The following is a 25,628-nucleotide window of genomic DNA, read 5'->3' as shown; positions in this document are numbered from 1 at the left end:
GTGACCCAAATTGGGCGGTTTGCAACCGTGGCACTGGTTGATCGTCATCGCGGTGTTCGTGCTGCTCTTCGGCGCGAAGAAGCTGCCGGACGCCGCGCGTTCGCTCGGTAAGTCGATGCGCATCTTCAAGTCCGAGTTGAAGGAAATGCAGTCGGACGGTTCCGAGCAGTCGGCCGCGCCGCGTCCGATCACTGCTGAGCGCGTCGAGAACCCGGCACCCGCACCGCAGCCGGCGCCGGACGCCGCGGACAAGCACCCGGCCTGACCTTTGCCGTGATCCCGCCGCGGGCCCAGCGCACGCGGCGGTCGGCCTATTTCACACTCACGTGCCAGTAACTGGAATCTTCCGAAAGCTAGACCCGCGCCGCCGACGGTCGCGGGTCAACCCTGACGGCACCATGTCGCTCGTCGATCACCTCGAGGAGCTCCGGACACGGTTGCTGATCGCGGTCGCCGCGATCCTGTTGACCACGGTCGTCGGTTTCTTCTGGTACGAGCACAGTTTCTTCGGATTCCCGAGCCTCGGTGACTGGCTGCGCGGCCCGTACTGTTCGCTGCCCGCCTCGTCACGTGCGTCGATCGCGCCGGACGGCGCCTGCCGGCTGCTCGCGACGGCGCCGTTCGACCAGTTCATGCTGCGGTTGAAGGTCGGCATGGCGGCGGGCGTCATCCTGGCCTGCCCGGTGTGGCTCTACCAGATCTGGGCGTTCATCACCCCTGGCCTCTACAAGAAGGAACGCCGGTTCGCGTCGCTGTTCGTCGGCGTCGGCGCGCTGCTGTTCGTCTCGGGTGCGGTCATGGCGTACGTCGTGCTGTCGACGGCCCTGTCGTTCCTGCTGACCGTCGGCAGCGATGTGCAGATCACCGCACTATCCGGTGAGCAGTACTTCGGCTTCCTGATCAACCTGCTGATCGTGTTCGGCATCAGCTTCGAGTTCCCGCTGCTGATCATCATGCTGAACCTGGTCGGGGTGCTCACCTACGAGAAGCTCAAGGCCTGGCGCCGCGGGCTGATCTTCGGCCTGTTCGTGTTCGCCGCGTTCGTGACGCCCGGCTCGGACCCGTTCTCGATGCTGGCGCTGTCACTGGCGCTGACCGTGCTGCTGGAGATGTCGATCCAGGTGGCGCGGATCCACGACCGGCGCAAGGCCCGGCGCGAGGCCGAGGCCATTCCCGACGACGAGGCCGCCCCGATCGGGCCGGTCGAACCCATCGATGCGCCATCTGCCGTGCCGACGCCGACCCGGCTGACCATCGATGACGACGCCACCTGAGCCGCAGGATGTGACCCCGGTCGAACCGGGGCCGCAACTGCGTGACTTCGCCGCCGGCTTGTCGTTCACACTGGACGACTTCCAGATCAAGGCCTGCGTGGCGCTCGAGAACGGTCGCGGCGTTCTGGTCTGCGCCCCGACCGGTGCCGGCAAGACCGTCGTCGGCGAATTCGCGGTGCATCTGGCGCTCGCTGCCGGGCGGAAGTGTTTCTACACCACCCCGATCAAGGCGCTGAGCAACCAGAAGCACAACGATCTGGTGGCGCGCTACGGCCCCGAACGCATCGGCCTGCTCACGGGTGACCAGGCGATCAACGGTGACGCCGACATCGTGGTGATGACCACCGAAGTGCTGCGCAACATGCTCTACGCCGACTCGCACGCGCTGCACGGCCTCGCCTATGTCGTCATGGACGAGGTCCACTTCCTGGCCGACCGCATGCGCGGCGCCGTGTGGGAAGAAGTGATCCTGCACCTGCCCGACGAGGTCCGGCTGGTCAGCTTGTCGGCGACGGTCAGCAACGCCGAGGAGTTCGGCGGCTGGATCCAGACGGTCCGTGGTGACACGACCGTCGTCGTCGACGAACACCGCCCGGTGCCGCTGTGGCAGCACATGCTGGTGGGCAAGCGGCTCTTCGATCTGTTCGACCTGTCCAAGGGCGCGGCGCCAGGCAAGAGCAAGGCGCGCGTCGACCCGGAGTTGTTGCGGCACATCGCGCATCGCCGCGAGGCGGATCGTCTGATGGACTGGCAGCCCCGGGGACGTGGCCGTGATGGCCATCGGGGCCGGCCCGCCATGTACCGGCCGCCCAGCCGGCCCGACGTCATCGGCACGCTGGACCAGGCCGGGCTGCTGCCGGCCATCACATTCGTGTTCTCCCGCGCTGGGTGCGACGCCGCGGTCAAGCAGTGCCTGCGGTCCGCGGTGCGGCTGACCAACAAGACCGAGCGGGACCGGATCGCCGAGGTCGTCGACCGGCGCTGCGCTGATCTGGCCGAGTCCGATCTGGCGGTGCTGGACTATCACGAGTGGCGCGAGGGCCTGCTGCGCGGCCTGGCCGCGCACCACGCCGGGCTGCTGCCGGTGTTCCGGCACACCGTCGAGGAGCTGTTCACCGCCGGACTGGTCAAGGCCGTGTTCGCTACCGAGACACTGGCTTTGGGCATCAACATGCCGGCCCGCACCGTGGTGCTGGAACGGCTCGTCAAGTACAACGGTGAGCAGCACGCCCCGTTGACGCCGGGGGAGTACACGCAGCTGACCGGCCGCGCCGGGCGCCGCGGCATCGACGTCGAGGGCCACGCCGTCGTCCTGTGGCACGCCACCGACGAGATGGCCGATCCGGCCCAGGTCGCCGGCCTGGCGTCGACCCGAACGTTCCCGCTGCGCAGTTCCTTCGCGCCGTCGTACAACATGACGATCAACCTGGTGCAGCACATGACACCGGCCGCGGCACACCGACTGATCGAGCAGTCGTTCGCGCAGTACCAGGCGGACCGGTCGGTCACCGGGCTGGTGCGCGGCATCAAGCGCGGCGAGCGGATGCTCGCCGAGATTGCAGCCGAACAGGGCGACGATTGGAACTCCGTGCTCGAGTACGCCCGGCTGCGGGCGAGCATCACCGAACGTGAGCGGGCACAGTCCCGGGCCGGCCGCCTGACGCGGCGCAAGGGCATCAACGACGCGCTGGCCGCGCTCAAGCGTGGCGACGTCATCGCCATCGGCCTGGGCCGTCGCAGCGGACTGGCCGTGGTGCTGGAGCCGGCATTCGACGCCGATGACCCCAGGCCGTTGGTGCTGACCGAACATCGTTGGGCGGGAAGGATTTCCGCTGCCGACTACGCCGGGACGTCGCGGCATCTGGGCAGCATGTCGCTGCCCAAGCGGGTGGAGCACCGGCAGCCGAAGGTACGCCGCGACCTGGCGTCGGCGCTGCTGTCGGCCGCCGAGGCGCTCGATGTGCCGTCGGTGCGACGCAGCCGCGGCGCAAGTGAGGCGACACCGGACATCGACCCGGACCTGGCCAGGCTGCGTGAGCAGATGCGCCGTCACCCCGCGCATCAACTGCCCGACCGCGAAGCCAGAGTGCGTGCCGCGGAGCGCTACCTGCGTATCGAGCGTGACAACGACCAGACCGAGCAGAAGGTCGCCGCGGCCACCAACTCCCTGGCCCGCACCTTCGACCGCATCGTGTCGCTGCTCAGCGAGCGGGGCTTCATCGAAGGCGCCGAAGGTGAGCCGGCGGTGACCGACGACGGGAGTCCAATTGTCGTCACCGACGACGGGAGTCCAATTGTCGTCACCGACGACGGCAGGCTCCTGGCCCGCATCTACAGCGAGAGCGACCTTCTGGTCGCCGAGTGCCTGCGCGGCGGGGTCTGGGACGCCTTGAACCCCGCCGAGTTGGCTGCGGTCGTATCGGCGGTGCTGTTCGAATCGCGCGGCGACGGCCCGTCGGTGCCGCCGGGCTCGGAACAGGTCACCGACGAGGTGCGCCGGGCGCTGGCGAAGACCCGCAGCCTGTGGACCGACATCCGAGGCGACGAGCGCCGGCACCGGCTGCCGTTCAGCAGGGAGCCCGACGCCGGGTTCGCCGCGGCGATGTACAGCTGGGCGACCTACGGCGACCTGACCGCGGCGCTGCTGATGTCCGACAACGGCAACGGAAATGCACTGCCCGCAGGTGATTTCGTGCGGTGGTGTCGTCAGGTGCTGGACCTGCTGGACCAGGTGCGGCTCGCCGCGCCGTCGCCGCAGCTGCGGGTCACGGCCAAGCGGGCCATCGGTGCCGTGCGTCGCGGCGTCGTCGCCATCGACTCCATGTGACCTGCCGCCGGCTCAGGCCAGACTCAGATCCAGCCAGTCGTCGACCATGAACCGATCGCCGCGCGCCACGATGGTCGCGCCGCCGCGGCCGGCATAGTGCGCCGGCACGACCGTCGCCCTTCGCCGGGACGCCTCGGTGAACACCCGCTTGCGGGTGACGGTCGCCTCGGCCGCGTTGACGTCGAACGCGCACGGATCATCGGGCCGGGGAATCTGGATCGGACAGTGCGTCAGATCGCCGACGAACACCGCCGGCTTGCCGGCATCGAGCCACAGCACCGACGAGCCGGGGGTATGACCGGGGGCAGGGCGCAGCCACACCGACTCGCTCAGCTGAAAGTCGCCGGAGAACTGTTCGGTCTGGCCGGCCACAGGGATCACGCTGTCCTCGAACACCGTTCGCATCTCCTCGGTGGTCTCGGGGTTGTCGGGCGCAAAGAACCGGTAGTCGGCCTCGGGCATCAGGTACCGGGCGTTGGGGAACGTGGGGACCCAGGCGCCGTCGACCAGTTGGGTGTTCCAGCCGACGTGATCGGTGTGCAGGTGCGTATTGAGGACGACGTCGACGTCAGCCGGGTCGATGCCGGCGGCCCGCATGTTGTCGAGGAACGGGGTGCTGAGGTGATCCAGCGGCAGCATATGTGGCCGGTGCCGATCATTGCCGGCGCCGGTGTCGATGACGATGGTCAGTCCGTCCACCTGCAGCACCCAGCTCTGGATCGCGATCCGGAACAGGTCGGTCTCGGGGTTCCAGAACCGCGGCGCCAGCAGTTCGGCCTCGTCGTGCCAGGCCTCCGGCGGGGTCGACGGCCACAGTGTGGTGGGGATTTGCACCTGGGTTTCCGCGACGCGGGTCAAGATGGCGTTGCCGAGCCGGATTTGGTCCGTCATACCGCGACACTAAGGCCGGCCGGGTCAGGTAATGCCCAGACACGCGCCCCGCGTGCAGGTCATCCCGGAACGGCGGCACCGGTAGTGTGGTTGACCAGCAGCCCGGATGACATCCGAGTCGTAGAGCACCGAGGAGAGACGATGAGCGGTCCAGAGGGAACTGATCCGTCACAGCAGTGGCAAGGTCAGCAGCCCGCTTGGGGTCAGCCGGCGTCCGGCGCCGAGCAGCCGACCACTGCCGCCCCGGCTTGGGGACAGCAGCCGGCCTACAACCCGGAGCAGTACCAGCAGCAGTACCCGGCGGTGCAGCCCGGCGCCGCGCAGCCTGGGGCACAGCAGGTTCCGGGCTACCCCCAGCAGCAGTACCCGGGTTACCCGCAACAGGGTTACCCGCAGCCGGGTGCCTACGGCCAGCCGCAGTACGGCCAGCCGGGACAATACGGGCAGCCTCAGTACGGCCAGCCCGGTCAGTACGGGCAGCCGCAGTTCGGTGAGGGTGCCGCGGGTCAGCAGTTCGACCAGCAGTTCGGCGGCCCGGCCGCCAAGAAGGCCAGCAGCAAGACGCTGCTGATCATCGGTGGCGTCGTGGCTGCGGTCATCGTCGCGGTCGTCGGCGTCCTCGGGTTCCTGTGGCCGGGCTTCTTCGTCACCACCAAGCTCGACATCAATGCCGCGCAGTCGGGCGTGCAGAAGATCCTGACCGACGAGACCAACGGCTACGGCGCGAAGAACGTCAAGGACGTCAAGTGCAACAACGGCACCGACCCTGAGGTCAAGTCCGGGCAGACGTTCGACTGTGACGTCAACATCGACGGCACCAAGCGCACCGTCAAGGTCACCTTCAAGGACGACAAGGGCACCTACGAGGTCGGCCGCCCGAAGTAGCTTCCTCTGCCGAGCAGACGTGAAAACCCCCATTTTCAAGTCGAAATGGGGGTTTTCACGTCTGTTCGCGAGCTACAGCTTGTCGAGCGCCTTCTGTAGCCGGGCGACCGAGTTGACGACGCCGTACTTGCCGGCCAGGTCGGCCATGCGCTGCGGGTCGCGGGCAGCCAGTGGCAGGGCGTCGGACTCCGTCGACAGCGACACCGGCGCATCGGTCGCCACGAGGACGACTGGCAGCGCGGCCGTGATGTAGTCCGCCGCGGCCAGCAGTTTCTTACGTTGCGCCGCAGCCATTTTGGAGGTCGGGTCCTGGGCCGCCGCCTCGATCGCGGCCAGTGAACCATAGGTCTGCAAGAGAGTGGCCGCCGTCTTCTCGCCGATACCGGCGACGCCTGGCAGACCGTCGGACGCATCGCCGCGCAGCAGGGCGAGTTCGGCGTATGCCGCACCGGCGCGATCCAGCGGGACGCCATAGGTCTCGGCGACCTCGGCCGGCCCGTACAGCACCGCCTTGGCCAGGCCGCGACCGATATAGAACACCCTGATTCCAGGTCCGTCATCGCTGGCGAGCTGCAGCAGGTCGCGGTCACCGCTGACGACGATCGCGGGGTCGGTCTGTTCCCGGGTTGCCAGCGTGCCGAGCACGTCGTCGGCCTCGAAGCCAGGTGCGCCGGCGGTGGCGATGCCGAACGCGTCGAGCAACTCCATGATCATGGCGACCTGGGGCGTCAGGTCGTCGGGCACTTCCTCGATGTCGGGCTCGCCATCTGGATGCTCCTCGAGCACGCGGTGCGTCTTGTAGGACGGGATCAGGTCGACACGCCACTGCGGCCGCCAGTCGAGGTCCAGGCACACCACCAGACGGCCGGGACGGTGCTGGGTGACCAGGGCGGCGATGTTGTCGATGAAGCCGCGGACCGCGTTGACGGGGCGGCCGTCGGGCGCGGTGATCGAGGACGGCACCCCGAAGTACGACCGGAACCACATGCTGGCGCCGTCGAGCAGAAGGATCGGCTGGTTCATGTTCAGGCCCGCCTGTCACGGGTGTCGATCAGCATCGCACTAGCCTATTGCCATGAGTTCAGCGCGATTCAACACCGACGTCTATGCCGCGCGTCTGCGCTCGGCCGCCGCGGCTGCGCAGGCCGCCGGCCTGGCCGGACTGGTCATCACGCCGGGATATGACCTCCGGTACCTGGTGGGGTCGCGGGCGCAGACCTTCGAGCGGCTGACTGCGCTCGTGGTGCCGGCCGACGGATCGACGCCGACGGTCGTCGTGCCGCGGCTCGAGCTCGCCTCGCTGAAAGAGTCGGCGATCCTGGAACTGGGCCTCGCGGTTCGGGATTGGGTCGACGGCGACGACCCCTACGCGTCGGTCGCCGCGGCGCTGCCGGGGAAGCTGGTGGCCGTCACCGACGCCATGCCCGCCTTGCATCTGCTCCCGCTGGCCTCGGTCCTCGGCGCGGTGCCGGTGCTGGCGACCGATGTGCTGCGGCAGCTGCGAATGATCAAGGACCCCAGTGAGATCGACGCTCTGACCAAGGCCGGCGCGGCCATCGACCGCGTCCATGCGCGGGTGCCCGAGTTCCTGGTGCCGGGCCGTACCGAGGTCGACGTCGCCGCCGACATCGCCGAAGCGATTGTCGCCGAGGGCCATTCGGAGGTGGCGTTCATCATCGTCGGGTCCGGGCCGAACGGGGCCGATCCGCACCACGAATGCTCGGATCGTGAACTGCAGGTCGGTGACATCGTCGTCGTCGACATCGGCGGGCCGGTCGAGCCGGGCTACAACTCGGACTGCACCAGGACCTACAGCATCGGTGAGCCCGATCCTGTGGTGGTGCAACAGTATTCGGTGTTGCAGCGCGCGCAGGCGGCGGCGGTGGCCGCGGTCCGGCCCGGCATGACGGCCGAGCAGATCGACGCTGAGGCCCGCGACGTGCTGGCCGCCGAAGGACTGGCCGACGTGTTCGTGCACCGCACCGGACACGGCATCGGCCTGTCTGTCCATGAGGAGCCCTACATCGTGGCGGGCAATGCGTTGACGCTGGAGCCGGGCATGGCGTTCAGCGTCGAGCCCGGGGTGTACTTCGCGGGGCAGTGGGGTGCCCGGATCGAGGACATTGTCGTCGTCACCGACGACGGCTGCGTGTCGATGAACAACCAGCCGCACGAACTGGTGGTTGTCCCGGTTTTGTAGCGGGCTGTTGTCAAGATCGGCTAAGGAAGACAAGATCGACGCCATGGCTGAAATCCGCCGTGGCCGCACGGGACGCGCCGCCAAGCTGGCAACGCTTCCTGCCGGGATCGCAGGTCGCGCCGTTCTCGGCGTCGGGAAGCGTATGGCCGGCAAGTCGAAAGAGGACGTCAACGCCGAGCTGGTGGAGAAGGCCGCCGAACAGCTCTTTCAGGTGCTGGGGGAGCTCAAAGGCGCGGCAATGAAACTGGGACAAGCGCTTTCGGTCATGGAGGCCGCCATCCCGCCGGCGTATGCCGAGCCCTACCGCGAAGCCCTGACCAAGCTCCAGAGCGACGCACCGCCCCTGCCTGCGGACAAAGTGCACCGCGTGCTCGATGCCCAGCTGGGCACCAAGTGGCGTGAGCGTTTCCAATCGTTCGACGACACGCCCGTCGCCTCCGCGAGCATCGGGCAGGTGCACAGCGCGGTGTGGAGCGACGGCCGCCGCGTCGCTGTCAAGGTGCAGTACCCGGGCGCCGATGAGGCCGTGCGCGCCGACCTCAAGACGCTGCGCATGCTGACCACGCTGTTCAAGCAGGTGGTTCCGGGCGCCGACGTCAAGAGCATCATCGACGAGCTCATCGAGCGCACCGAGGAAGAATTGAACTACCGCATCGAGGCGGACTATCAGCGCGCGTTCGCCAAGGCCTTCGCGGGCGATCCGCAGTTCTACGTCCCGGCGGTCGTCGCGTCGTCACCGAAGGTCGTCATCACCGAATGGATGGAGGGCCGCAAGCTCTCTGAGATCATCGCGGGCGGCACGGAAGACGAACGCAACAGGTGCGCGCACCTGTTGCTGGAGGTCACCATCAGCGCCCCGTATCGCTGCGGGCTGCTCCACGTCGATACCCATCCCGGCAATTTCATGCTGCTCGACGACGGCCGGTTCGGCGTCATGGATTTCGGTGCCGTCGCGGTGCACGAAGGTGGACTGCCGCGGGCGACCGGGCCGATCCTGCGGCTCGCGCGCGACGAGAAGTGGGAGGAGATGACCGCCTACCTTCGGGAGGAGGGGTTCATCCCGGCCGGGGCCACCGTCTCTCACGAAGAGATCAACGCCTACCTGCTGCCGTACATCGAACCGTTGCGCCAAGAGAGCTTCCACTTCAGCCGCAAATGGTTGCAAGGCATCGCCGCCACCGCCGCGGACATCCGCAGCGAGCAGTTCGCGGCGACCTTCAAGACCAGCCGCCAGCTGAACCTGCCGCCCAACTATCTGATGATGTTCCGGGTGCTCGGTGGTCTGCTCGGCATCGCCGCACAGCTCGACGCGACCATCAACTACGCCGAGATCGTCGACAAGTGGGTGCCGGGATTCCGCGAGGACTGACGGGTCGCCACCTACGGCCGATTCGGCGTGAGGCGTGGGATCCAGGCGCGCACCGATTCGCGGTAGCGGCCGGCGCGTTCACTGGTACTGACCTGTCCCCACGGCGAGTTGTCCGGTCTCGCCGAACAACTCGGGCTGCCAACGATTCAGCAGGTCCGTGTTGTCCACGTCGTTGGGGTGGAAGCCGACGGTGTTGTACTGGCGGAGCCGTTGGCGCACAGAACGTTTCAGAAATGGCGTACGACGCAGGTTCCACAGGCTGCCGAACAGGCGTGCGGGTCGGTAGGTGGCGCGGTCCGCGAGCATCGATAGCGCGGTGAATGCCACAACGCTGCCGACGAACGTGCAGGTCACCATGCGCATGGTCCAGATGCGACGCTGCTCGCTGCCGCCTACCGCACGGTACACGTCGAAGGCGACGGCGCGGTGCTCCGATTCTTCGTACGCGTGCCATAGCAACATTTTTCGTACCTCGGAGGCGCCGAGCAGAGCCTGCGCCTCCGGGTCGCTGAGCAACGCTTCGGCGAATACGGCGGTGAAATGCTCCAACGCCGCGGTGATCGCCAGGCAGGTCAACGGCGAGTATCTGCGCTCATCCCACCGCAGCGCTCTGCCGGTGAATCGGTCATTGAACTTCGTGGGATATCCCAACTGCTGCAGCCGTTCGTTGAGCGCGATGTGCTCGCGGCTATGCGTCACTTCCTGGCCGATGAATCCTCTGACCTGTTCTTTCAGCACGGGGTCGGTGACTTGATCGGCGTAGCGGCGCACCGACCGCACGAAGAATTCCTCGCCTTCGGGGAAGGTCGAGGACAGGTAGGCGATGACGTGGCTGAGCACCAAATCGCCCTGGACGTAGTGACGGTCAGAGACACCGCCCGAGTAGTCGAAGTGGATGCGGCGAGCGCGGATTGGGCGCGGGTGGGTGTCAGCCATGCGATTCTCCGATGGTGGTCTGGATCAACATTGCGGTGAAAAAGGCGCGTACTTCGGCGATCTTCTTGCGATGACTCTCGCGAGTCAGGTCATACAGGCTCAGTCCGTCGTAGAGTGCGGCAACGGTGCGCAGCAACACGTCCATCGACTTTTCGGCGGCGGAATCGGTGAAATACTCGGCGCCCTCCTGGCGCAAGATCTCGATGAACATGTCGTCCCAGGTCGACATCAAGGCACGTAGTTCCGAGTCGTGGCGGGCCGCGATCGAGAGTTCCATCAGCGCGCGGCATTCGGGCTGTTCGTAGTACGACCACAGGATGTCCAGCGCTGCTTCCGGGGTGCGCTGTTGTGGATCGAGCCCTGCCATTCGCGCTTCGAAGTCCTCGGCGCGCTTGGCTACCAAGTGACTGGCAGCTGCGTTCACCAGCGCCGCCTTGGTGGGGAAGTGGTGCGCAAGGGCGCCGCGGGAGACCCTGGCCCGCCGAACGATGTCGTTCGTCGATGTGGCGGCATAGCCCTTGTCGACAATGCACCACAACGTGGCCTCCAGAAGACGCAACCGCATCGCTGCCACGCGCTCGGCACGCGGGATGCGCACTCGTTCGTCTGCGTTGCGGTGGCGGGAGCCGGCTGCCATATCCGGACGTTAGCCCTGATTTAACAAACAGGCAAGCCTGCCTGTTATTGGCCCGGCGAGGTCCGTGCGGCGTGGCCGGCGTCGCGGTGACTTGCTGATGGCTAACATCATCGTCAGATGGCCTGAGGCGGAGGTGACTTCGGCGTGACGGACAGCGCTGCAGTGGAGCCGGACTTCGTCGCGTTGACGCGCGGCGGCTACGACCGTGCGGCTGTGCACTACGTTCAGCGCTTCCAGAACCACCTCGACGACAGGCCGGTGGATCGCGCCATGATCGGAGCTTTCGCCGAGTTGGTGGCCAACATGCCCACGCCGCATGTATTGGACGTGGGCTGCGGCACCGGCGTGGCCACGGCGGCGCTCGCCGCTGCCGGTCTTCACGTCACGGGAATCGATCTGTCTCCCAACATGATCGCGCAGGCGCGGCAGCACAATCCCGGTCTGTCATTTCGCGTCGGATCGATGCTCGACCTCGCGGTGGCCGACGGCAGCGTCGGCGGGCTCTGCGCCTGGTACTCGATCATCCACGTGCCGGACGCGCACCTGGCTGCGGTGTTCGCCGAGTTCCACCGGGTGCTCGCGCCGGGCGGGGTGCTGCTGTTGGCATTTCAGGTCGGTGATGAGCCGCGCGTGCTCACGGACTTCGACGGCGAGCCGGTGCAGTTGACGTTCGTCCGCCGTCGGCCCGAGGTCGCTGCAGATCTGTTGTCGAGCAGCGGTTTTCGCGTCCACGCCGAAATGGTGCGGCAACCCGATGACGACGCAGCTGAATCCACGCCGCAGGCCTACCTCATCGCGCGTCGAGCAGCTTGATCAGTCGCTTCGTCGCGACCAGTCGGAACGACGCGTCGAGCAGCTCCCGGACCTCGTCCCAGTCGACCTTCGCCGCGGTGAAATCCAGCCCGAGCCAGCCCGAGGGGCCCATGTAGGCGGGATAGTAGAAGCGCGAATCCTGTTCCAGCGCTGCGCGGTCGGATTCGTCGACCTTGACCAGCAGTGAATGCGGGTAGGCGACCATCTCGCCCGTCGCCTTGGAGTTGCCGCCGTACATCGCGAACATCTTGGGTGCGCAGAACACCGGCCGGCCCCACGACACCTTCTCGAAGGCCTCGGGAAAGCTCAGCGCGACCGCGCGCAGCTCTGCCAGGCCGGGGTCGTCATCGTCGAACATGATCGGATGCGGCACGGTTGCCACGGTAACCCGCGGTAGGGCGGATCGGGGACTGGCGGTCGCACCAGGCGTCGGAGCCGCTGAGACCCGGGGCCGCGCGCACGGTCCACGTGGCGGGCGGGACGTCGTCGGGGATCATCGCGGTCTGGTGTCGGTGCCCTTCGCTAGCCTTACCGGGTGAGCTCACCTGACCCTGACGTGCGCCGGCAATGGCAGGAACTGGCCGAGGAGGTCCGCGGCCACCAGTTCCGCTACTACGTCAAGGACGCACCGATCATCTCCGACGGTGAATTCGACAAGTTGCTGGGCGAATTGCAGGAGATCGAGGAGCGGTACCCCGAGCTGCGGACGCCGGATTCGCCGACGCAGCTGGTCGGGGGCGCCGGGTTCGCGACCGAGTTCGGCGAGGCGCAGCACCTGGAGCGGATGCTCTCGCTCGACAACGCCTTCAACACCGACGAGCTGACGGCGTGGGCCGCGCGGCTCACCAACGAGCTGGGCCGCGACCTCGAGTACCTCTGCGAGCTGAAGGTCGACGGCGTCGCGCTGGCACTGGTCTACCGCGACGGCAAGCTCGTCCGCGGCGCCACCCGGGGCGACGGTCGCACCGGTGAGGACGTGACGCTCAACGCCCGCACCATCACCGACGTCCCCGAGCAGCTGACCGGCACCGACGAATTCCCGGTGCCGGCGGTGCTGGAGGTCCGTGGCGAGGTGTACTTCCGCGTCGAGGATTTCGCCGCGCTCAACGCCAGTCTCGTCGAGGAAGGCAAGGCGCCGTTCGCCAATCCGCGCAACAGCGCCGCCGGGTCGTTGCGGCAGAAGAACCCCGCGGTCACCGCCCGCCGCCGGCTGCACATGATCTGCCATGGACTGGGCTACACCGAAGGCTTCGAGCCGGCATCGCTGCACGACGCGTACCGCGCGCTGAAGGCGTGGGGTCTGCCGGTGTCCGACCACACCACCCGCGTCACCGGCATCGCGGCGGTGGCCGAACGCGTCGCGTACTGGGGTGAGCACCGCCACGACGTCGATCACGAGATCGACGGCCTGGTGGTCAAATTGGACGACCGCACCCTGCAGCGCCGCTTGGGCGCCACCAGCCGCGCGCCACGGTGGGCCATCGCGTACAAGTACCCGCCCGAGGAAGTCACCACCAAGCTGCTCGACATCCGGGTCAGCGTGGGCCGCACCGGCCGCGTCACCCCGTTCGCGTACATGGAGCCCGTCACGGTGGCGGGATCGACGGTCGGGCTCGCGACGCTGCACAACGCCACCGAGGTGAAGCGCAAGGGTGTGCTGATCGGCGACACCGTGGTGATCCGCAAGGCCGGCGACGTCATCCCCGAGGTGCTCGGCCCGGTCGTCGATCTGCGCGACGGCACCGAACGTGAATTCGTCATGCCCGCAACATGTCCGGAGTGCGGGAGCACGCTGGCGCCGTCGAAGGAGGGCGACGCTGACATCCGTTGCCCCAACACCCGGTCGTGCCCCGCGCAGCTGCGCGAGCGCGTTTTCCATGTCGCGGGTCGCGGTGCCTTCGACATCGAAGGCCTCGGCTACGAGGCGGCCACCGCCCTGCTGGCCGCCGGCGTCATCACCGATGAGGGTGACGTCTTCGACCTGACCGAAGACGACCTGTTGCGCACCAACCTGTTCAAAACCCAGAAGGGTGAGCTCTCGGCCAACGGGGCCAGGCTGTTGGCCAATCTCGGCCGGGCCAAGCAGCAGCCGCTGTGGCGGGTGCTGGTGGCGCTGTCCATCCGGCATGTCGGCCCGACGGCGGCCCGGGCGCTGGCCGCGGAGTTCGGTGACCTGCAATCGATCACCGAAGCCTCCGAGGAGCGGCTGGCTGCCGTCGAGGGCGTCGGCCCGACGATCGCCGCCGCCGTGATCGACTGGTTCACCGTCGACTGGCACCGCGCCATCGTCGACAAGTGGCGCGCCGCCGGCGTGCGGATGGCCGACGAACGTGACGCAAGCATCGAGCGCACGCTGGAAGGCCTGTCGATCGTGGTGACCGGCTCGCTGACCGGGTTCTCGCGTGACGAGGCCAAGGAGGCGATCCTGGTCCGCGGCGGTAAGGCGGCCGGTTCGGTGTCCAAGAAGACCGCCTACGTGGTGGCCGGCGACGCGCCGGGGTCCAAGTACGACAAGGCCGTTGAGTTGGGCGTGCCGATCCTCGATGAAGACGGCTTCCGGCGGTTGCTGGAGGAGGGGCCGGCGGTGGTCGACAGCTCCGACGACTAGCGGTAACCGCGCCGCATGTCGTCGACGATCAGCGGGTGCTCAAGCGTCGACGGTGGCAGGTGCTGCGGCGCCGTGTCGGGCGCGAACACCGTGGCGGCGTCAAGCACCCGCTGATTCAGGAACCGAAGCGGCGGAGCGTCTTTGGGCACCATCGGTGCGGGTGGCAGTTGACCGCGGCGGGCCAGGGTGAAACCCCAGTCGCCGAACGTCGGCACCTCCACGTGATAGGGCGTCACCGCGAGACCGGCGGACGCGATGGTGGATACCGTGCGCCAGAACGCGATCGGAGTCGAGTAGGGGCTGCCGGACTGCACCACCAGCAGGCCCTGTGCGGCCAGCACCCGGGCGATGAGGCTGTAGAACTCGGTGGAGTACAGCCGGCCGAGGACCGGGTTGTCGGGGTCGGGCAGGTCGACGATGACGGCGTCGAATCCGCCGGGCGGTATGACGTCCGGGTGCGGCACGCGCAGCCAGGTCATCGCGTCGTCGAGAATCAGTTGGACGCGGCGATCGTCGAGCGCACCGGCGTTGGCGTCGCGCAGCTTGGTACGGGCCACCGCCACCACCGCCGGATCGAGCTCGACCTGGACTATCCGGTCGATACCCTTCTGGCGCAACAATTCCCGTGCTGCCAGGCCGTCACCGCCTCCGATTACCAGCACCGAGCGCGCGCCCCGGCCCAACGCCGGGTACACCAGCGCTTCGGTGTAGCGGTACTCGTCGCGCGTCGAGAACTGCAGTCCGCCATCGAGATACAGCCGGGTGTCGTCGCCGCGGCGGGTCACCACGATCTCCTGGTAGGCCGAATGCTGGTACGCCACGATCGGGTCGGCGTACAGCCGCTGCCGGGACGTCGTTTCGATGCCGCCGGCGGTCGCCATCAGTGTGGCCAGTACCGCGAACGCCAGCACGAGGGCGCTCAGCGCCGCGACGAACTCCCGCCGGCTCAGGACGTGGCGCAGCAGGAACACCGAAACCAACGCTGCAGCAGCCAAATTGATCATCCCGGTGGCCGCCGCGCCGCGGATCATACCGAGATGGGGCAACACCAGGAACGGCCACGCCAGACCGCCCAGCAGCGCGCCCAGATAGTCGGCGGCATTGAGGTTGGCCAGCACCCGGCCGGCGTCGGTGGCCCCGGCCACCCGGCCGCGCTGCAGCAGCGTCATCAGCAGTGGCACCTCGGCGCCGACCAACCCGCCGATGAGCGCCGTCGCGACGCCGAGCACCCAATCCGAGTCGCCGAGGAAAGCGAACGTCACGTAGAGCACCGTCGCGGACAGGCCGCCCACCACACCCAGCGCTGTCTCCACCGCGATGAAACTGATGGCCGCGCGCCCCAGCAGCGACTTGGCCAGCAGCCCGCCGACGCCGAGGGCCGCCACGTAGCCTGCGACGATCAGGGACGTCGACACGATGCCGCCGCCGTTGAGACTCGTCGAAAGGGTCAGCAGCGCGAGCTCATAGACGATGCCGCATGCGGCGCAGGCCGCGACCGCCGCCAGAAGCAGTGCGCGCCAACGGGTTCCGATTACCGGCGCGGAATCCGAGAGGGCCGCCGGGGCCTCGGTGACCATCAGGTGAGGGCGGCGGCGTTGATACCGCCGACCACCAGCAGCACCACTGCGACCGACAGGGCCGCCGGGTGGAACTCCTCGGCGTTGATGTCGTTGCGGAAGTGCCCGGGCGCCAACAACTCCACGGCCACCAGGGCCAGGCCCTGCAGCGCGACGCCGATCAGCCCGTAGATCAAAGTGTCGATCAAGCCCTGCCCGAGCCGGTCGGAGCTCGAGTGGATCGCGGTGATGATGATGGCGGCCAATGCGACGTCCATCGCCGCAGTGATCGCCACCGCGTTGGGCCGTCGCTCGACGAAGACCTGGCGGCGCAGCTTGCCCGGGGTCAGCACGTCGACCATGACGAAGCCGGCGGCCAGCACCAGCACCCCCACGAGGAAGTACAGCACCGAGCCGACCACGTTCTGGATGACCGTGTCGGTATGGACGGTGCCGAAGTCGATGGCGGCCAGATTCATCGGAGTCTCCTCGGAATAGGTGTGGTCACTTGACGCCGCCGGGTCCGCCCGAGCTGCCGCCGGAACTGTGCGACGGCGATCCCGGGCTGAATCCCGGGCCAAGGAAGAAATAGCTGCCGTGGTTGTATCCGGAGTTGAGGCTCTCCATCCGGATGGAGCAGGCCTGCCCCGACCCCGGACCGACGATCACGATGGAGTCGCTGTACCGCAGGTAATAGCTGCCTTGATCCGTCGCGCGTGCCTGCGGCGAGTGGGCTTCGGCCAGGTCGTCGGCCACGTCGCTCGGCGACCCGTCGCACCGGTAGGTGTTGTAGCCGACATTCTGATAGTGATCCTTGACGTACGACTGGATGGTGCGGGCGGTGCTGATGCCGATCGCCAGGCAGATCACCGAGGCGACCGCGAGCACCCCGGCGAGAATCAGCATCTTGCCCCGGGTCATGGCGCCCGCCTACGAGCCGGCGGGGGGAGCGGGATACACCGTGAGCTCACCGGGAGACATGATCGTGCCGGTCGACACCTCCCACGGCGTATTCGGGCCCCACTGCTCGAAACTCAGCAGTGCGGCGTGGCCCGCGCTGGTGTAGTCGACGTACATCATCTGGCCGTTGGGAGGCAGCCCGGTGGTGCCTTCGCAGCTGTAATACGGCTGCCCGCGCTCGACCTCGTCGTACTGCACCCCATCGATGGTGTGCGGGCCGATGGGCTGCAGCGCCAGGTCGGGCCGCTTGGTCCAGAACGCGAGTTCCAGACGTCCCTCGTCCTCTTCGACGCTGAACCAGATCGGTTCGCCGTGACCGCCTTCCAGCAGATGCTCCCACCAGACGAACGGCCCTTCGCGGTACGTCACCGAGCCACGCACCACGTAATCGACGCCGCCGTAGCTGACGATCGCGCCGGGGCCGAGCTGTTTGGGTCCGAACACCGGCATCTCGCCGGACTTCAGCGGGTCTTGGCGGGCGCCGGGCTTTTCGGCTTTCTTGGCGCGGGTGAACGCGAGCACCACGACGACGATGGCCGCGATCATCAGCAGGACGCCGATGACGATCAGGAATGTGCTCACGGCGCCCTCCAGCGAGATGTGGGCCCACGCTAGCAGTTTCGACGCTGCCGTAACGGCATTCGCACTGGTGAGTGGCTGTGAACGCGACAGTCAGCGCACGATGGTCGCGACGATGCCGGCGAGGTACCCGAGCCGGGCGACCTCCGACGGCCGAAAAGCCGGCCCGCCCGGGCGGCCGAGCATGATCGCGGTGTACTGGTCGCCCAACGGTGCGGCGGCCAGGGTGGTGTCGATGTCCCGCCAGAACTGCGGCACCCAGTCGCCCGTGGCGTCCAGGGCAGCGGCGTGTTCCAGCGGCAGCCACGGCGCCGAGTCGGCGAGCGTCTCGGGCGCACCGGGGCTGCCGGTGATGCGGTGGGGCAGCACACCTTCCTTGCCGCCGGACACCACAACGCACCACCCGACGCGCAGCACGCGCGGTGCTTCGTCGGCCAGCACCTGGAGTCGGGCGCCCTTACCCTTGGCGGCCGCCACATGGTCGATCAGTTCCAGTTCGCGATGGGCCTCGAGCAGCCCGGTGTGCGGCCGAATGCTGTCCACGTACACGCCGTTGAGGGCCTCCGCGGCGGTGATCAGGGTGTCGGGCATGGACCCGAGCGGCAACTCGACCACCAGGTCGTCGATGGCGTATCCCGGGCCGCGCTCGACGACGTCGAGCGACAGGATGTCGGCACCCACCGAGCCGAGCGCCACCGCCAGCGAGCCGAGGCTACCGGGGCGGTCTTCGAGCTGAACCCGCAGCAGATAGGAGGACACGCGACAACTGTGGCACAGCGGCGTGGCCATGGCAGGACGTGGCTGTGCGGCGCGTGTCACGGATCCGTTCCCCGTGACTGCGCCCGTCCCGCCTCCCACTAGGGTGTTTAGACGTGTCGAAGATTTCCCGGGACGATGTCGCCCATCTGGCGAATCTGGCCCGGCTCGCCCTGACCGATGGTGAGCTGGACAGTTTCGCAGGCCAGCTCGATGCCATCCTGGCGCACGTCGGCAAGATTCAGGCCGTCGACGTCACCGGTATCGAGGCGACCGGCAATCCGCTCAAAGAGGTGAACATCACCCGGCCCGACGTCGAGGTGGCCAGCCTGGCGCAGGAGCAGGCGCTGGCGGAGGCCCCGCGGGCCGAGGACGGCCGGTTCGCCGTGCCCCGCATCTTGGGAGAAGCGCAGTGACCGACCTGATCCGTTTCGACGCCGCCACGCTCGGCGAGAAGATCGCCGCCGGCGAGGTGTCGGCCACCGAGGTCACCCAGGCTCACCTGGACCAGATCGCCGCCACCGACGAGACCTACCACGCCTTCCTGCACGTGGGTGCCCAGGAGGCGCTGGCCGCTGCCGCCGCCGTCGACAAGCAGGTGGCAGCCGGCGAACCGCTGGCCTCGCCGCTCGCCGGAGTTCCCTTGGCGCTCAAGGACGTTTTCACCACTACCGACGCGCCGACCACGGCCGGCTCGAAGATTCTGGAGGGCTGGCGGTCGCCGTACGACGCCACCGTCACCGCACGGCTGCGCGCGGCCGGAATCCCGATCCTCGGCAAGACCAACATGGACGAGTTCGCCATGGGGTCGTCCACCGAGAACTCGGCCTACGGCCCGACCCGCAACCCCTGGGACGTCAACCGGGTTCCGGGTGGTTCCGGTGGCGGTAGTGCCGCGGCGCTCGCGGCATTCCAGGCCCCGCTGGCGATCGGCACCGACACCGGTGGCTCGATCCGTCAGCCCGCCGCGCTGACCGCGACGGTCGGCGTCAAGCCCACCTACGGCACCGTCTCTCGGTACGGCTTGATCGCCTGTGCGTCGTCGCTGGACCAGGGTGGGCCGTGCGCCCGCACCGTGCTCGACACCGCGCTGCTGCACCAGGTGATCGCCGGCCACGACCCGCGCGATTCGACCTCGGTCGACGCGCCCGTGCCCGACGTGGTGGGTGCGGCCCGGGCCGGCGCCGCCGGTGACCTGAAGGGCGTACGGATCGGTGTGGTGAAGCAGTTGCACACCGGCGAGGGCTACCAGCCCGGCGTGCTGTCGTCGTTCAACACCGCGGTGGACCAGCTGACCGAGCTCGGGGCCGAGATCACCGAGGTCGACTGCCCGCACTTCGACTACTCGCTGGCGGCCTACTACCTGATCCTGCCGTCCGAGGTCTCCTCGAACCTCGCGCGCTTCGACGCGATGCGCTACGGCCTGCGGGTCGGCGACGACGGCACCCACAGCGCCGAAGAGGTCATGGCGCTGACCCGCGCCGCCGGCTTCGGCCCGGAAGTCAAGCGCCGCATCATGATCGGCACCTACGCCCTGTCGTCGGGCTACTACGACGCCTACTACAACCAGGCTCAGCGGGTCCGCACCCTGATCGCCCGCGACCTGGATCAGGCGTACGAGAAGGTCGACGTGCTGGTCACCCCGACCACCCCGACCACCGCGTTCGGCCTGGGTGAGAAGGTCGACGATCCGCTGGCGATGTACCTGTTCGACCTGTGCACGCTGCCGCTGAACCTGGCCGGCCACTGCGGCATGTCGGTGCCGTCGGGCCTGTCGCCGGACGACAACCTGCCGGTCGGACTGCAGATCATGGCGCCGGCCCTGGCCGACGACCGGCTGTACCGCGTCGGCGCGGCCTACGAAGCCGCGCGCGGCGCACTGCCCACGGCCGTCTAGCGGCGAGCCGGCCGGCTCGTTCAACGAGAACGAGAACCCGCGAGCGGGCAGTATGGGGGCATGCGGATAGGCGTGCTGACCGGTGGTGGTGACTGTCCTGGCCTGAATGCGGTGATCCGGGCGGTGGTTCGCACCTGCGATGTCCGGTACGGCTCGACGGTGGTCGGGTTCCGGGACGGCTGGCGTGGCCTGCTCGAGAACCGTCGGGAACAGCTCAAGAACGACGACCGCAACGACCGGCTGCTGGCCAAGGGCGGCACGATGCTGGGCACGGCGCGCGTCAACCCCGACAAGCTGCGGGCCGGGCTGGACCAGATCAAGCAGACCCTCGAGGACAACGGCATCGACGTGCTGATCCCGATCGGCGGCGAGGGCACGCTGACGGCAGCGCACTGGCTGGCCGAGGAGAACGTCCCCGTCATCGGTGTGCCCAAGACCATCGACAACGACATCGACTGCACCGACGTGACTTTCGGCCACGACACCGCGCTGATGATCGCCACCGAGGCCATCGACCGGCTGCACAGCACCGCCGAATCGCATCAGCGGGTGATGCTCGTCGAGGTGATGGGCCGCCATGCGGGCTGGATCGCCCTCGGTGCCGGTATGGCCGCCGGTGCCCACATGACGCTGATCCCGGAACAACCGTTCGACGTCGAAGAGGTGTGCCGGCTGGTGAAACAGCGCTTCGTGCGCGGTGATTCGCACTTCATCTGCGTCGTCGCCGAAGGTGCGCGGCCGGCCGAGGGCTCAATGCAGTTGCGCGACGGCGGGATTGACGAATTCGGGCATGTGAAGTTCACCGGGGTCGCCCAGCAGCTGGCCATCGAGATCGAGAAGCGGATCCGGAAGGAAGTCCGCACGACCGTGCTCGGCCACGTGCAGCGCGGCGGCACGCCGACGCCGCACGACCGCGTGCTGGCCACCCGGTTCGGCATCAATGCCGCTGACGCCGCACACGCGGGGGAGTACGGGATGATGGTGTCGTTGCAGGGGCAGGAGATCGGCCGGGTGCCGCTGGCCGACGCGGTGCGGCAATTGAAGCTCGTGCCGCAGAGCCGTTACGACGACGCCGCCGAGTTCTTCGGCTAGCGGTAGGCCCGCGGCAGCGGCATGCCCAGTTCGGACTCCACCGCGCGCAGCCGGCTCGGGTAGTCGGTGATGATGCCGTCGGCGCCGGCCGCGATCTGCGCCCGCATGGTGTCGGGGTCGTTGATCGTCCACGGAATCACCTTGAGTCCGCGGGCATGCGCGCGGTCGATGAAGGCCCGGTCGGCGACCAGTGCGAACCCCGGATCTTTCGGGGTCAGTCCGTACGGCACCGAGTAGCCGGGGGACAGGATGTTCGCGCCGACCGACGCCGCTCCGGCGATCGGGTCGCCGGCCACCGCCGGATTCACGTCCGCCGTCCACGCCGAGTTCGGTACCCAGGTGGTCTCGTCCCACAGCGCCACCAACGGGATGCCGGGCTCCTGCTGACGGACCAGTGGCAGGCTGCGCCAGTCGAAGCTCTGGATTTCGACCTTGTCGACCTTGCCGGCCGCCCGCACGGCACCGAGGATGACGTCGACGAATTGCTGTGGGGTGGCCGATGTTTCGGGCTTGTCGGCTTCGATCTTGGTCTCGACGTTGTACCGGACGCCGGCGTGGTGCGAATCGGCCAGCGCGAAGACCTGATCCAGCGTGGCGATCTTGTTGCCGGTCACCACTTCAGCGGTCGGGAATCCGCTGAGCTGCTTGCCGCAGTCCAGCGTGTGCAGCTGGGTTCGGGTGAGGTCGTGCACGAGTTTGCCGACGTAGGGATACTGCGGGTCGCCGGGGAAGGCCGGGCCGGTGTCGGAGCACTTGTCGGCTTGGATGGCCGGGTCGTGCCACACCATGGGCGCGCCGTCCTTGGCGAGGACGATGTCGAGTTCCAGTGTGGTGACACCGAGTTCGATGGCCTTGGTGAACGCACGCAGCGATTCCTCGGTGGTCTCGCCCCGTCCGCCGCGGTGCGCTTGCAGGTCGAAGGCGTCGGAGTCGGCCGATGCGACGGGCAGGGCCGTCAGCGCGAAGGTGGTCAGCAGGGCGCCGATGCGTGCGAGCATCCGGGGAGATTAACCGGCCCCGGGAAATGGCCGGTGAACGACGGGTCAGACCGCGGCGAGCTTGTTCACCTGTGCGGTGAACAACGACGCCACGGGCTTGTCGCAGGTCTGCGGCGGGTCGCCGGTCGTCATGAGGCAGATGACGGTGACCGACACACCGCGATACTGCCCGAGCGCCTTGATGCTGATGAACGGTGTCACCAGGCCGCCGCGGGCGGAAACGGTCTCGCGGACGGACACTGCCCAGGCGGGCAGGGCATCGGGATGCGGCCGGCGCTCGACGTCGATCACGAGCAGGTCGTTGATGGTGTAGCGGGTGCAGACGCGAGCGGCCTCGACGTAGTTCGGCCATGTGTACGGCAGCCTCAGCCAGACCGCGAGGGCATGGTGCGCGTCCTTCTTCAGCTGTACCTGGACCGACTGTCTGCTCGGTGCCCCGGCCAGGGGCGCACACGGTTGCGGTGACACCTCGTCGGTCGTCATGCGCGTGGCCGGGTTCTGGTTGGGGCCGTCGAATGTCGCTGTCGGCCAGTCGGGGAAGTCCTGCCGTCCCACCGCCATCGACGTCTCGAGATCGGTGATGCCCGGATCCAGGACACCGCGAACAGCCATGACACCACCGGTGATCACCATGGCCACTGCCACGATCGCCCCGACCACCAGCGCTGCGAACTTCCCGTTCGCGTGTGGTGGGGGCAGCGGTTGACCGGCGCTCATGGGGCCGACACTACGATCAACGCATGGCTGACGCAGACCTTCTCGACTACGACGACGTCCTCGCGACGTACGAGCCCGTCATGGGCATGGAAGTCCATGTCGAGCTGTCCACCGAGACCAAGATGTTCTGTGGTTGTGCGAACCGCTTCGGTGCCGAGCCGAACACGCTGGTGTGCCCGGTGTGCCTCGGCCTGCCCGGCGCGCTGCCGGTGGTCAACGGAGCGGCCGTGGAGTCCGCGATCCGGATCGGGCTGGCGCTGAACTGCGACATCGCGCCGTGGGGCCGGTTCGCCCGGAAGAACTACTTCTACCCGGATCAGCCGAAGAACTACCAGATCAGCCAGTACGACGAGCCCATCGCCGTGAACGGCTACCTCGACGTTCCGCTGGAGGACGGCAGCACCTGGCGCGTCGAGATCGAGCGCGCCCACATGGAGGAGGACACCGGCAAGCTGACCCACCTGGGCAGCGACACCGGCCGCATCTCCGGCGCCACCACCTCGCTGGCCGACTTCAACCGGGCCGGGGTGCCGCTGGTCGAGATCGTCACCAAGCCCATCGAGGGCGCCGGTGAACGCGCCCCGGAGATCGCCCGCGCCTACGTGACCGCGCTGCGGGACCTGTTGCGCGGCTTGGACGTTTCCGACGTCCGCATGGACCAGGGCTCGATGCGTTGCGACTCCAACGTCTCGCTCAAGCTCAAGGGCGCCGCGGAGTTCGGTACCCGCACCGAGACCAAGAACGTCAACTCGCTCAAGAGCGTCGAGGTGGCGGTCCGCTACGAGATGCGCCGGCAGGCCGCGGTGCTGCAGTCCGGCGGCACCATCACCCAGGAGACCCGGCACTTCCACGAGGACGGGCACACCACGCCCGGCCGCAGCAAGGAAACCGCCGAGGATTACCGCTACTTCCCGGAGCCGGACCTGGAGCCCATCGCCCCGTCGGACGAGTTGGTGGAGCGGCTGCGCGGCACCATCCCCGAGCTTCCGTGGTTGGTGCGCAAGCGGATTCAGGACGACTGGGGCATCTCGGACGAGGTCATGCGTGACCTCGTCAACGCCGGTGCCGTGGAGCTGGTGGCCGCGACCGTCGAGCACGGTGCATCCAGTGAGGCGGCTCGCGCGTGGTGGGGCAACTTCCTCACGCAGAAGGCCAACGAGAGTGAAGTGACGCTCGACGAGCTGGCCATCACCCCGGCCCAGGTCGCCGCCGTGGTCAAGCTGGTCGACGACGGCAAGCTGTCCAACAAGCTCGCCCGCCAGGTCGTCGAGGGCGTGCTGGCCGGTGAGGGTGAGCCCGAGCAGGTCATGAACGACCGCGGACTCGTTGTGGTGCGCGATGATTCGCTCATCCAGGCCGCGATCGACGAGGCGCTGGCGGCCCAGCCGGACATCGCCGACAAGATCCGCGGGGGCAAGGTTCAGGCTGCCGGCGCGATCGTCGGCGCGGTGATGAAGGCGACCAAGGGTCAGGCCGACGCAGCGCGCGTGCGCGAACTGGTGATTGCGGCCTGCAGCTAGCGCAGCGCCTCCTGTGGCGCGGGTGCGGTCTTCGGACGCAGTGACGACACCCCCGCGACGCAGTAGCCCGCGATCACGAAACACACCGCGGCACACGGCAGATTGCCGGTCGGCGTGCCCGCGCCGGTGACGCCGTCGATGGCGCCGGCGAAGTCGGGCAGCGCGGCCAGCCAGAGCACCGTGAAGGTGAGCAGGTACAGCACTCCGAACACCCGCACGTACGGACTCGGGTGCTGCGTGCCGACCCGGCGTGTGATCCGCCAATCCTGGATCAGGACCGGCACCGTCACGAAGGTGAACACCGCCACCTCCACACCGAGGACCGCGTACTGCGTCGCGGTGTGGCGGGCGGAGAGCAACGTCGGCAGGCTGAGCAGCCCCATGATGACCGGCGCCAGGACGCTGATGACCGGGATGCGCCAGGCCAGCGACAGCGCGCCCGGTGGTGTGCCCGCTGCCACCCTGCGCCCCATCAGCACATGTACCAGGAAGGCGACCGCCGCGGGCCCGACGACCGCCAGGCTGACCCAGCTGCTCACCGGCACGCAACCCAGCGTCGGGTGGTTCAGGGGGTTCGCGGTGTTCCAGACCCACCAGCGCAGCTGCGGGCCGAGATGGTCGAACACGCCGTAGACGCAGCCGTGAACGAACCCGACGCAGATGGCGCCGACGGCCGCGCCGCGCCGTTCGAAGACCCCGGTGGCGCGGACGATGTCGTAGGCGAGGGTGATGGTCGCCGGGTACAACGCCACGATGTACAGCGGTAGCCGGCCGTCGACGAAATCGACGCTGAACACGTTGTGCACCAGCATGACCCCGAGCCGGGAGCCGGCGAAGATGTCCGGTGGATGCCGGGGGAGTTCGGTCACCAGCGCGTAGACCACCGACGCCAGCCAGATGGCGATCCCGGTCGGGTCCCGCCGGACCCGCCGCAGCGCGTAGGCCAGGGCCAGTGCCGCGCCGACCAGCATCAGCAGCTCGACCACGGGCATGGTCCAGTGGGCCAGGGTCAACGGGTTCCGCAGCTTGACCCAGGAATCGTCATCGCAGGAGAAGCCCAGGTAGCCGGCCAGCCGAGCGAAATCGGCCGGGCAGGCGCGCATCATCGGGCGG

At 68.1% G+C, this 25,628-nt stretch carries 25 protein-coding genes; 12 read left to right on the top strand and 13 right to left on the bottom strand.

The features are described from left to right. Positions 1-10 precede the first annotated feature (10 nt). The 3 genes from tatA to QRN63_RS12555 all read left to right on the top strand — a co-directional run bounded on the left by tatA (position 11) and on the right by QRN63_RS12555 (position 4,101). Positions 11-265, top strand: a complete 255-nt coding sequence (gene tatA / locus QRN63_RS12565; protein ID WP_267316843.1) for a Sec-independent protein translocase subunit TatA — start codon at positions 11-13, stop codon at positions 263-265. 61 nt (positions 266-326) lie between these two features. Beyond that, complete coding sequence (tatC, locus tag QRN63_RS12560; protein WP_267316844.1) at positions 327-1,274, top strand: twin-arginine translocase subunit TatC; 948 nt, start codon at positions 327-329, stop codon at positions 1,272-1,274. After that, positions 1,258-4,101, top strand: a complete 2,844-nt coding sequence (locus QRN63_RS12555; RefSeq protein ID WP_285031043.1) for a DEAD/DEAH box helicase — start codon at positions 1,258-1,260, stop codon at positions 4,099-4,101. Before tatC ends, QRN63_RS12555 begins: the two co-directional genes overlap by 17 nt. Positions 4,102-4,113: 12 nt before the next feature. Here the strand turns inward: QRN63_RS12555 and QRN63_RS12550 are convergent, their stop codons facing one another. After that, entirely contained in the window at positions 4,114-4,992 is an 879-nt protein-coding gene (locus QRN63_RS12550; protein ID WP_285031042.1) for an MBL fold metallo-hydrolase, read from the bottom strand. Between the two features lie 141 nt (positions 4,993-5,133). Here QRN63_RS12550 and QRN63_RS12545 point away from each other — a divergent pair, with 141 nt between their 5' ends. Continuing rightward, on the top strand, positions 5,134-5,877 hold the full coding sequence (locus QRN63_RS12545; protein ID WP_267316847.1) for a DUF4333 domain-containing protein: 744 nt from the start codon (positions 5,134-5,136) through the stop codon (positions 5,875-5,877). Positions 5,878-5,949: 72 nt separating this feature from the next. On the opposite strand, the gene QRN63_RS12540 is transcribed toward QRN63_RS12545, so the two are convergent. Then, positions 5,950-6,900 (bottom strand): 5'-3' exonuclease, encoded by a 951-nt coding sequence (locus tag QRN63_RS12540; protein ID WP_285031041.1) that lies wholly within the window; start codon positions 6,898-6,900, stop codon positions 5,950-5,952. A 52-nt stretch (positions 6,901-6,952) separates the two neighbouring features. Between QRN63_RS12540 and QRN63_RS12535 the strand changes: the two genes are divergently transcribed. Continuing rightward, positions 6,953-8,077: a M24 family metallopeptidase gene (locus QRN63_RS12535; protein ID WP_285031040.1), complete on the top strand. Its 1,125-nt coding sequence runs from the start codon at positions 6,953-6,955 to the stop codon at positions 8,075-8,077. Between the two features lie 43 nt (positions 8,078-8,120). Then, on the top strand, positions 8,121-9,446 hold the full coding sequence (locus QRN63_RS12530) for an ABC1 kinase family protein (RefSeq protein WP_285031037.1): 1,326 nt from the start codon (positions 8,121-8,123) through the stop codon (positions 9,444-9,446). A 78-nt stretch (positions 9,447-9,524) separates the two neighbouring features. Here QRN63_RS12530 and QRN63_RS12525 read toward each other — a convergent pair whose 3' ends face one another. Continuing rightward, a complete protein-coding gene (locus QRN63_RS12525; protein ID WP_285031036.1) occupies positions 9,525-10,382 on the bottom strand; it encodes a metal-dependent hydrolase in 858 nt (285 codons plus the stop codon). Then, positions 10,375-11,019, bottom strand: a complete 645-nt coding sequence (locus QRN63_RS12520) for a TetR/AcrR family transcriptional regulator (protein WP_285031034.1) — start codon at positions 11,017-11,019, stop codon at positions 10,375-10,377. The genes QRN63_RS12525 and QRN63_RS12520 overlap by 8 nt, the downstream gene beginning before the upstream one ends. A gap of 144 nt (positions 11,020-11,163) precedes the next feature. Here QRN63_RS12520 and QRN63_RS12515 point away from each other — a divergent pair, with 144 nt between their 5' ends. Then, entirely contained in the window at positions 11,164-11,832 is a 669-nt protein-coding gene (locus QRN63_RS12515; protein ID WP_285031032.1) for a class I SAM-dependent methyltransferase, read from the top strand. Here QRN63_RS12515 and QRN63_RS12510 read toward each other — a convergent pair. Beyond that, on the bottom strand, positions 11,810-12,205 hold the full coding sequence (locus QRN63_RS12510) for an MmcQ/YjbR family DNA-binding protein (RefSeq protein WP_267316853.1): 396 nt from the start codon (positions 12,203-12,205) through the stop codon (positions 11,810-11,812). The genes QRN63_RS12515 and QRN63_RS12510 overlap by 23 nt on opposite strands. A 162-nt stretch (positions 12,206-12,367) precedes the next feature. Here QRN63_RS12510 and ligA point away from each other — a divergent pair, with 162 nt between their 5' ends. Further along, complete coding sequence (gene ligA / locus QRN63_RS12505; protein ID WP_285031031.1) at positions 12,368-14,440, top strand: NAD-dependent DNA ligase LigA; 2,073 nt, start codon at positions 12,368-12,370, stop codon at positions 14,438-14,440. On the opposite strand, the gene QRN63_RS12500 is transcribed toward ligA, so the two are convergent. The 5 genes from QRN63_RS12500 to QRN63_RS12480 all read right to left on the bottom strand — a co-directional run bounded on the left by QRN63_RS12500 (position 14,437) and on the right by QRN63_RS12480 (position 18,324). Next, positions 14,437-16,017 carry a polyamine aminopropyltransferase gene (locus tag QRN63_RS12500; RefSeq protein WP_285031030.1) on the bottom strand — a complete coding sequence of 527 codons (1,581 nt, stop codon included), beginning with the start codon at positions 16,015-16,017 and terminating at the stop codon, positions 14,437-14,439. The genes ligA and QRN63_RS12500 overlap by 4 nt on opposite strands. Beyond that, positions 16,017-16,475, bottom strand: a complete 459-nt coding sequence (locus QRN63_RS12495) for a DUF350 domain-containing protein (RefSeq protein ID WP_285031028.1) — start codon at positions 16,473-16,475, stop codon at positions 16,017-16,019. Before QRN63_RS12495 ends, QRN63_RS12500 begins: the two co-directional genes overlap by 1 nt. A gap of 25 nt (positions 16,476-16,500) precedes the next feature. Continuing rightward, positions 16,501-16,917: a DUF4247 domain-containing protein gene (locus tag QRN63_RS12490; RefSeq protein WP_285031027.1), complete on the bottom strand. Its 417-nt coding sequence runs from the start codon at positions 16,915-16,917 to the stop codon at positions 16,501-16,503. A gap of 9 nt (positions 16,918-16,926) precedes the next feature. Next, positions 16,927-17,538, bottom strand: coding sequence for a DUF4178 domain-containing protein (locus tag QRN63_RS12485; RefSeq protein ID WP_285031026.1), 612 nt, complete (start codon positions 17,536-17,538; stop codon positions 16,927-16,929). Positions 17,539-17,628: 90 nt separating this feature from the next. Then, positions 17,629-18,324 carry an ACT domain-containing protein gene (locus tag QRN63_RS12480; RefSeq protein WP_285031362.1) on the bottom strand — a complete coding sequence of 232 codons (696 nt, stop codon included), beginning with the start codon at positions 18,322-18,324 and terminating at the stop codon, positions 17,629-17,631. Between the two features lie 83 nt (positions 18,325-18,407). Here QRN63_RS12480 and gatC point away from each other — a divergent pair, with 83 nt between their 5' ends. The 3 genes from gatC to QRN63_RS12465 are packed head-to-tail and all read left to right on the top strand — an operon-like array spanning position 18,408 to position 21,280. Continuing rightward, complete coding sequence (gatC, locus tag QRN63_RS12475; RefSeq protein WP_267316859.1) at positions 18,408-18,707, top strand: Asp-tRNA(Asn)/Glu-tRNA(Gln) amidotransferase subunit GatC; 300 nt, start codon at positions 18,408-18,410, stop codon at positions 18,705-18,707. Further along, positions 18,704-20,188 carry an Asp-tRNA(Asn)/Glu-tRNA(Gln) amidotransferase subunit GatA gene (gene gatA / locus QRN63_RS12470; RefSeq protein ID WP_285031025.1) on the top strand — a complete coding sequence of 495 codons (1,485 nt, stop codon included), beginning with the start codon at positions 18,704-18,706 and terminating at the stop codon, positions 20,186-20,188. Before gatC ends, gatA begins: the two co-directional genes overlap by 4 nt. 60 nt (positions 20,189-20,248) lie before the next feature. Then, positions 20,249-21,280: an ATP-dependent 6-phosphofructokinase gene (locus QRN63_RS12465; protein WP_267316861.1), complete on the top strand. Its 1,032-nt coding sequence runs from the start codon at positions 20,249-20,251 to the stop codon at positions 21,278-21,280. On the opposite strand, the gene QRN63_RS12460 is transcribed toward QRN63_RS12465, so the two are convergent. Further along, complete coding sequence (locus QRN63_RS12460; protein ID WP_285031024.1) at positions 21,277-22,278, bottom strand: glycerophosphodiester phosphodiesterase family protein; 1,002 nt, start codon at positions 22,276-22,278, stop codon at positions 21,277-21,279. The two genes, QRN63_RS12465 and QRN63_RS12460, sit on opposite strands and share 4 nt — an antisense overlap. Before the next feature lie 45 nt (positions 22,279-22,323). Next, positions 22,324-22,995: a hypothetical protein gene (locus QRN63_RS12455; protein WP_285031023.1), complete on the bottom strand. Its 672-nt coding sequence runs from the start codon at positions 22,993-22,995 to the stop codon at positions 22,324-22,326. Between the two features lie 23 nt (positions 22,996-23,018). Here QRN63_RS12455 and gatB point away from each other — a divergent pair, with 23 nt between their 5' ends. After that, the gene (gene gatB / locus QRN63_RS12450) at positions 23,019-24,515 is read left to right on the top strand and encodes an Asp-tRNA(Asn)/Glu-tRNA(Gln) amidotransferase subunit GatB (RefSeq protein ID WP_267316864.1); all 1,497 of its coding nucleotides are present in this window, start codon (positions 23,019-23,021) and stop codon (positions 24,513-24,515) included. Here the strand turns inward: gatB and QRN63_RS12445 are convergent. After that, positions 24,512-25,621: a DUF7802 domain-containing protein gene (locus tag QRN63_RS12445; RefSeq protein ID WP_285031022.1), complete on the bottom strand. Its 1,110-nt coding sequence runs from the start codon at positions 25,619-25,621 to the stop codon at positions 24,512-24,514. The genes gatB and QRN63_RS12445 overlap by 4 nt on opposite strands. Positions 25,622-25,628: the final 7 nt, after the last annotated feature.

It is taken from the genome of Mycolicibacterium sp. lyk4-40-TYG-92, assembly GCF_030209435.1.
Taxonomy (GTDB): domain Bacteria; phylum Actinomycetota; class Actinomycetes; order Mycobacteriales; family Mycobacteriaceae; genus Mycobacterium.
This window is presented reverse-complemented; position numbering and strand designations above follow the sequence as displayed.

Excerpts from the sequence above, each read along its gene's own strand:
- QRN63_RS12480 (WP_285031362.1), bottom strand. The coding sequence starts at position 18,324 with ATGGCCACGCCGCTGTGCCACAGTTGTCGCGTGTCCTCCTATCTGCTG.
- QRN63_RS12550 (WP_285031042.1), bottom strand. The coding sequence starts at position 4,992 with ATGACGGACCAAATCCGGCTCGGCAACGCCATCTTGACCCGCGTCGCG.
- QRN63_RS12460 (WP_285031024.1), bottom strand. The coding sequence starts at position 22,278 with ATGCTCGCACGCATCGGCGCCCTGCTGACCACCTTCGCGCTGACGGCC.
- QRN63_RS12530 (WP_285031037.1), top strand. The coding sequence starts at position 8,121 with ATGGCTGAAATCCGCCGTGGCCGCACGGGACGCGCCGCCAAGCTGGCA.
- QRN63_RS12520 (WP_285031034.1), bottom strand. The coding sequence starts at position 11,019 with ATGGCAGCCGGCTCCCGCCACCGCAACGCAGACGAACGAGTGCGCATC.
- QRN63_RS12540 (WP_285031041.1), bottom strand. The coding sequence starts at position 6,900 with ATGAACCAGCCGATCCTTCTGCTCGACGGCGCCAGCATGTGGTTCCGG.
- QRN63_RS12490 (WP_285031027.1), bottom strand. The coding sequence starts at position 16,917 with ATGACCCGGGGCAAGATGCTGATTCTCGCCGGGGTGCTCGCGGTCGCC.
- QRN63_RS12455 (WP_285031023.1), bottom strand. The coding sequence starts at position 22,995 with ATGAGCGCCGGTCAACCGCTGCCCCCACCACACGCGAACGGGAAGTTC.
- QRN63_RS12465 (WP_267316861.1), top strand. The coding sequence starts at position 20,249 with ATGCGGATAGGCGTGCTGACCGGTGGTGGTGACTGTCCTGGCCTGAAT.
- gatB (WP_267316864.1), top strand. The coding sequence starts at position 23,019 with ATGGCTGACGCAGACCTTCTCGACTACGACGACGTCCTCGCGACGTAC.
- QRN63_RS12500 (WP_285031030.1), bottom strand. The coding sequence starts at position 16,017 with ATGGTCACCGAGGCCCCGGCGGCCCTCTCGGATTCCGCGCCGGTAATC.
- QRN63_RS12495 (WP_285031028.1), bottom strand. The coding sequence starts at position 16,475 with ATGAATCTGGCCGCCATCGACTTCGGCACCGTCCATACCGACACGGTC.
- QRN63_RS12525 (WP_285031036.1), bottom strand. The coding sequence starts at position 10,382 with ATGGCTGACACCCACCCGCGCCCAATCCGCGCTCGCCGCATCCACTTC.
- QRN63_RS12555 (WP_285031043.1), top strand. The coding sequence starts at position 1,258 with ATGACGACGCCACCTGAGCCGCAGGATGTGACCCCGGTCGAACCGGGG.
- QRN63_RS12535 (WP_285031040.1), top strand. The coding sequence starts at position 6,953 with ATGAGTTCAGCGCGATTCAACACCGACGTCTATGCCGCGCGTCTGCGC.
- QRN63_RS12445 (WP_285031022.1), bottom strand. The coding sequence starts at position 25,621 with ATGATGCGCGCCTGCCCGGCCGATTTCGCTCGGCTGGCCGGCTACCTG.
- QRN63_RS12545 (WP_267316847.1), top strand. The coding sequence starts at position 5,134 with ATGAGCGGTCCAGAGGGAACTGATCCGTCACAGCAGTGGCAAGGTCAG.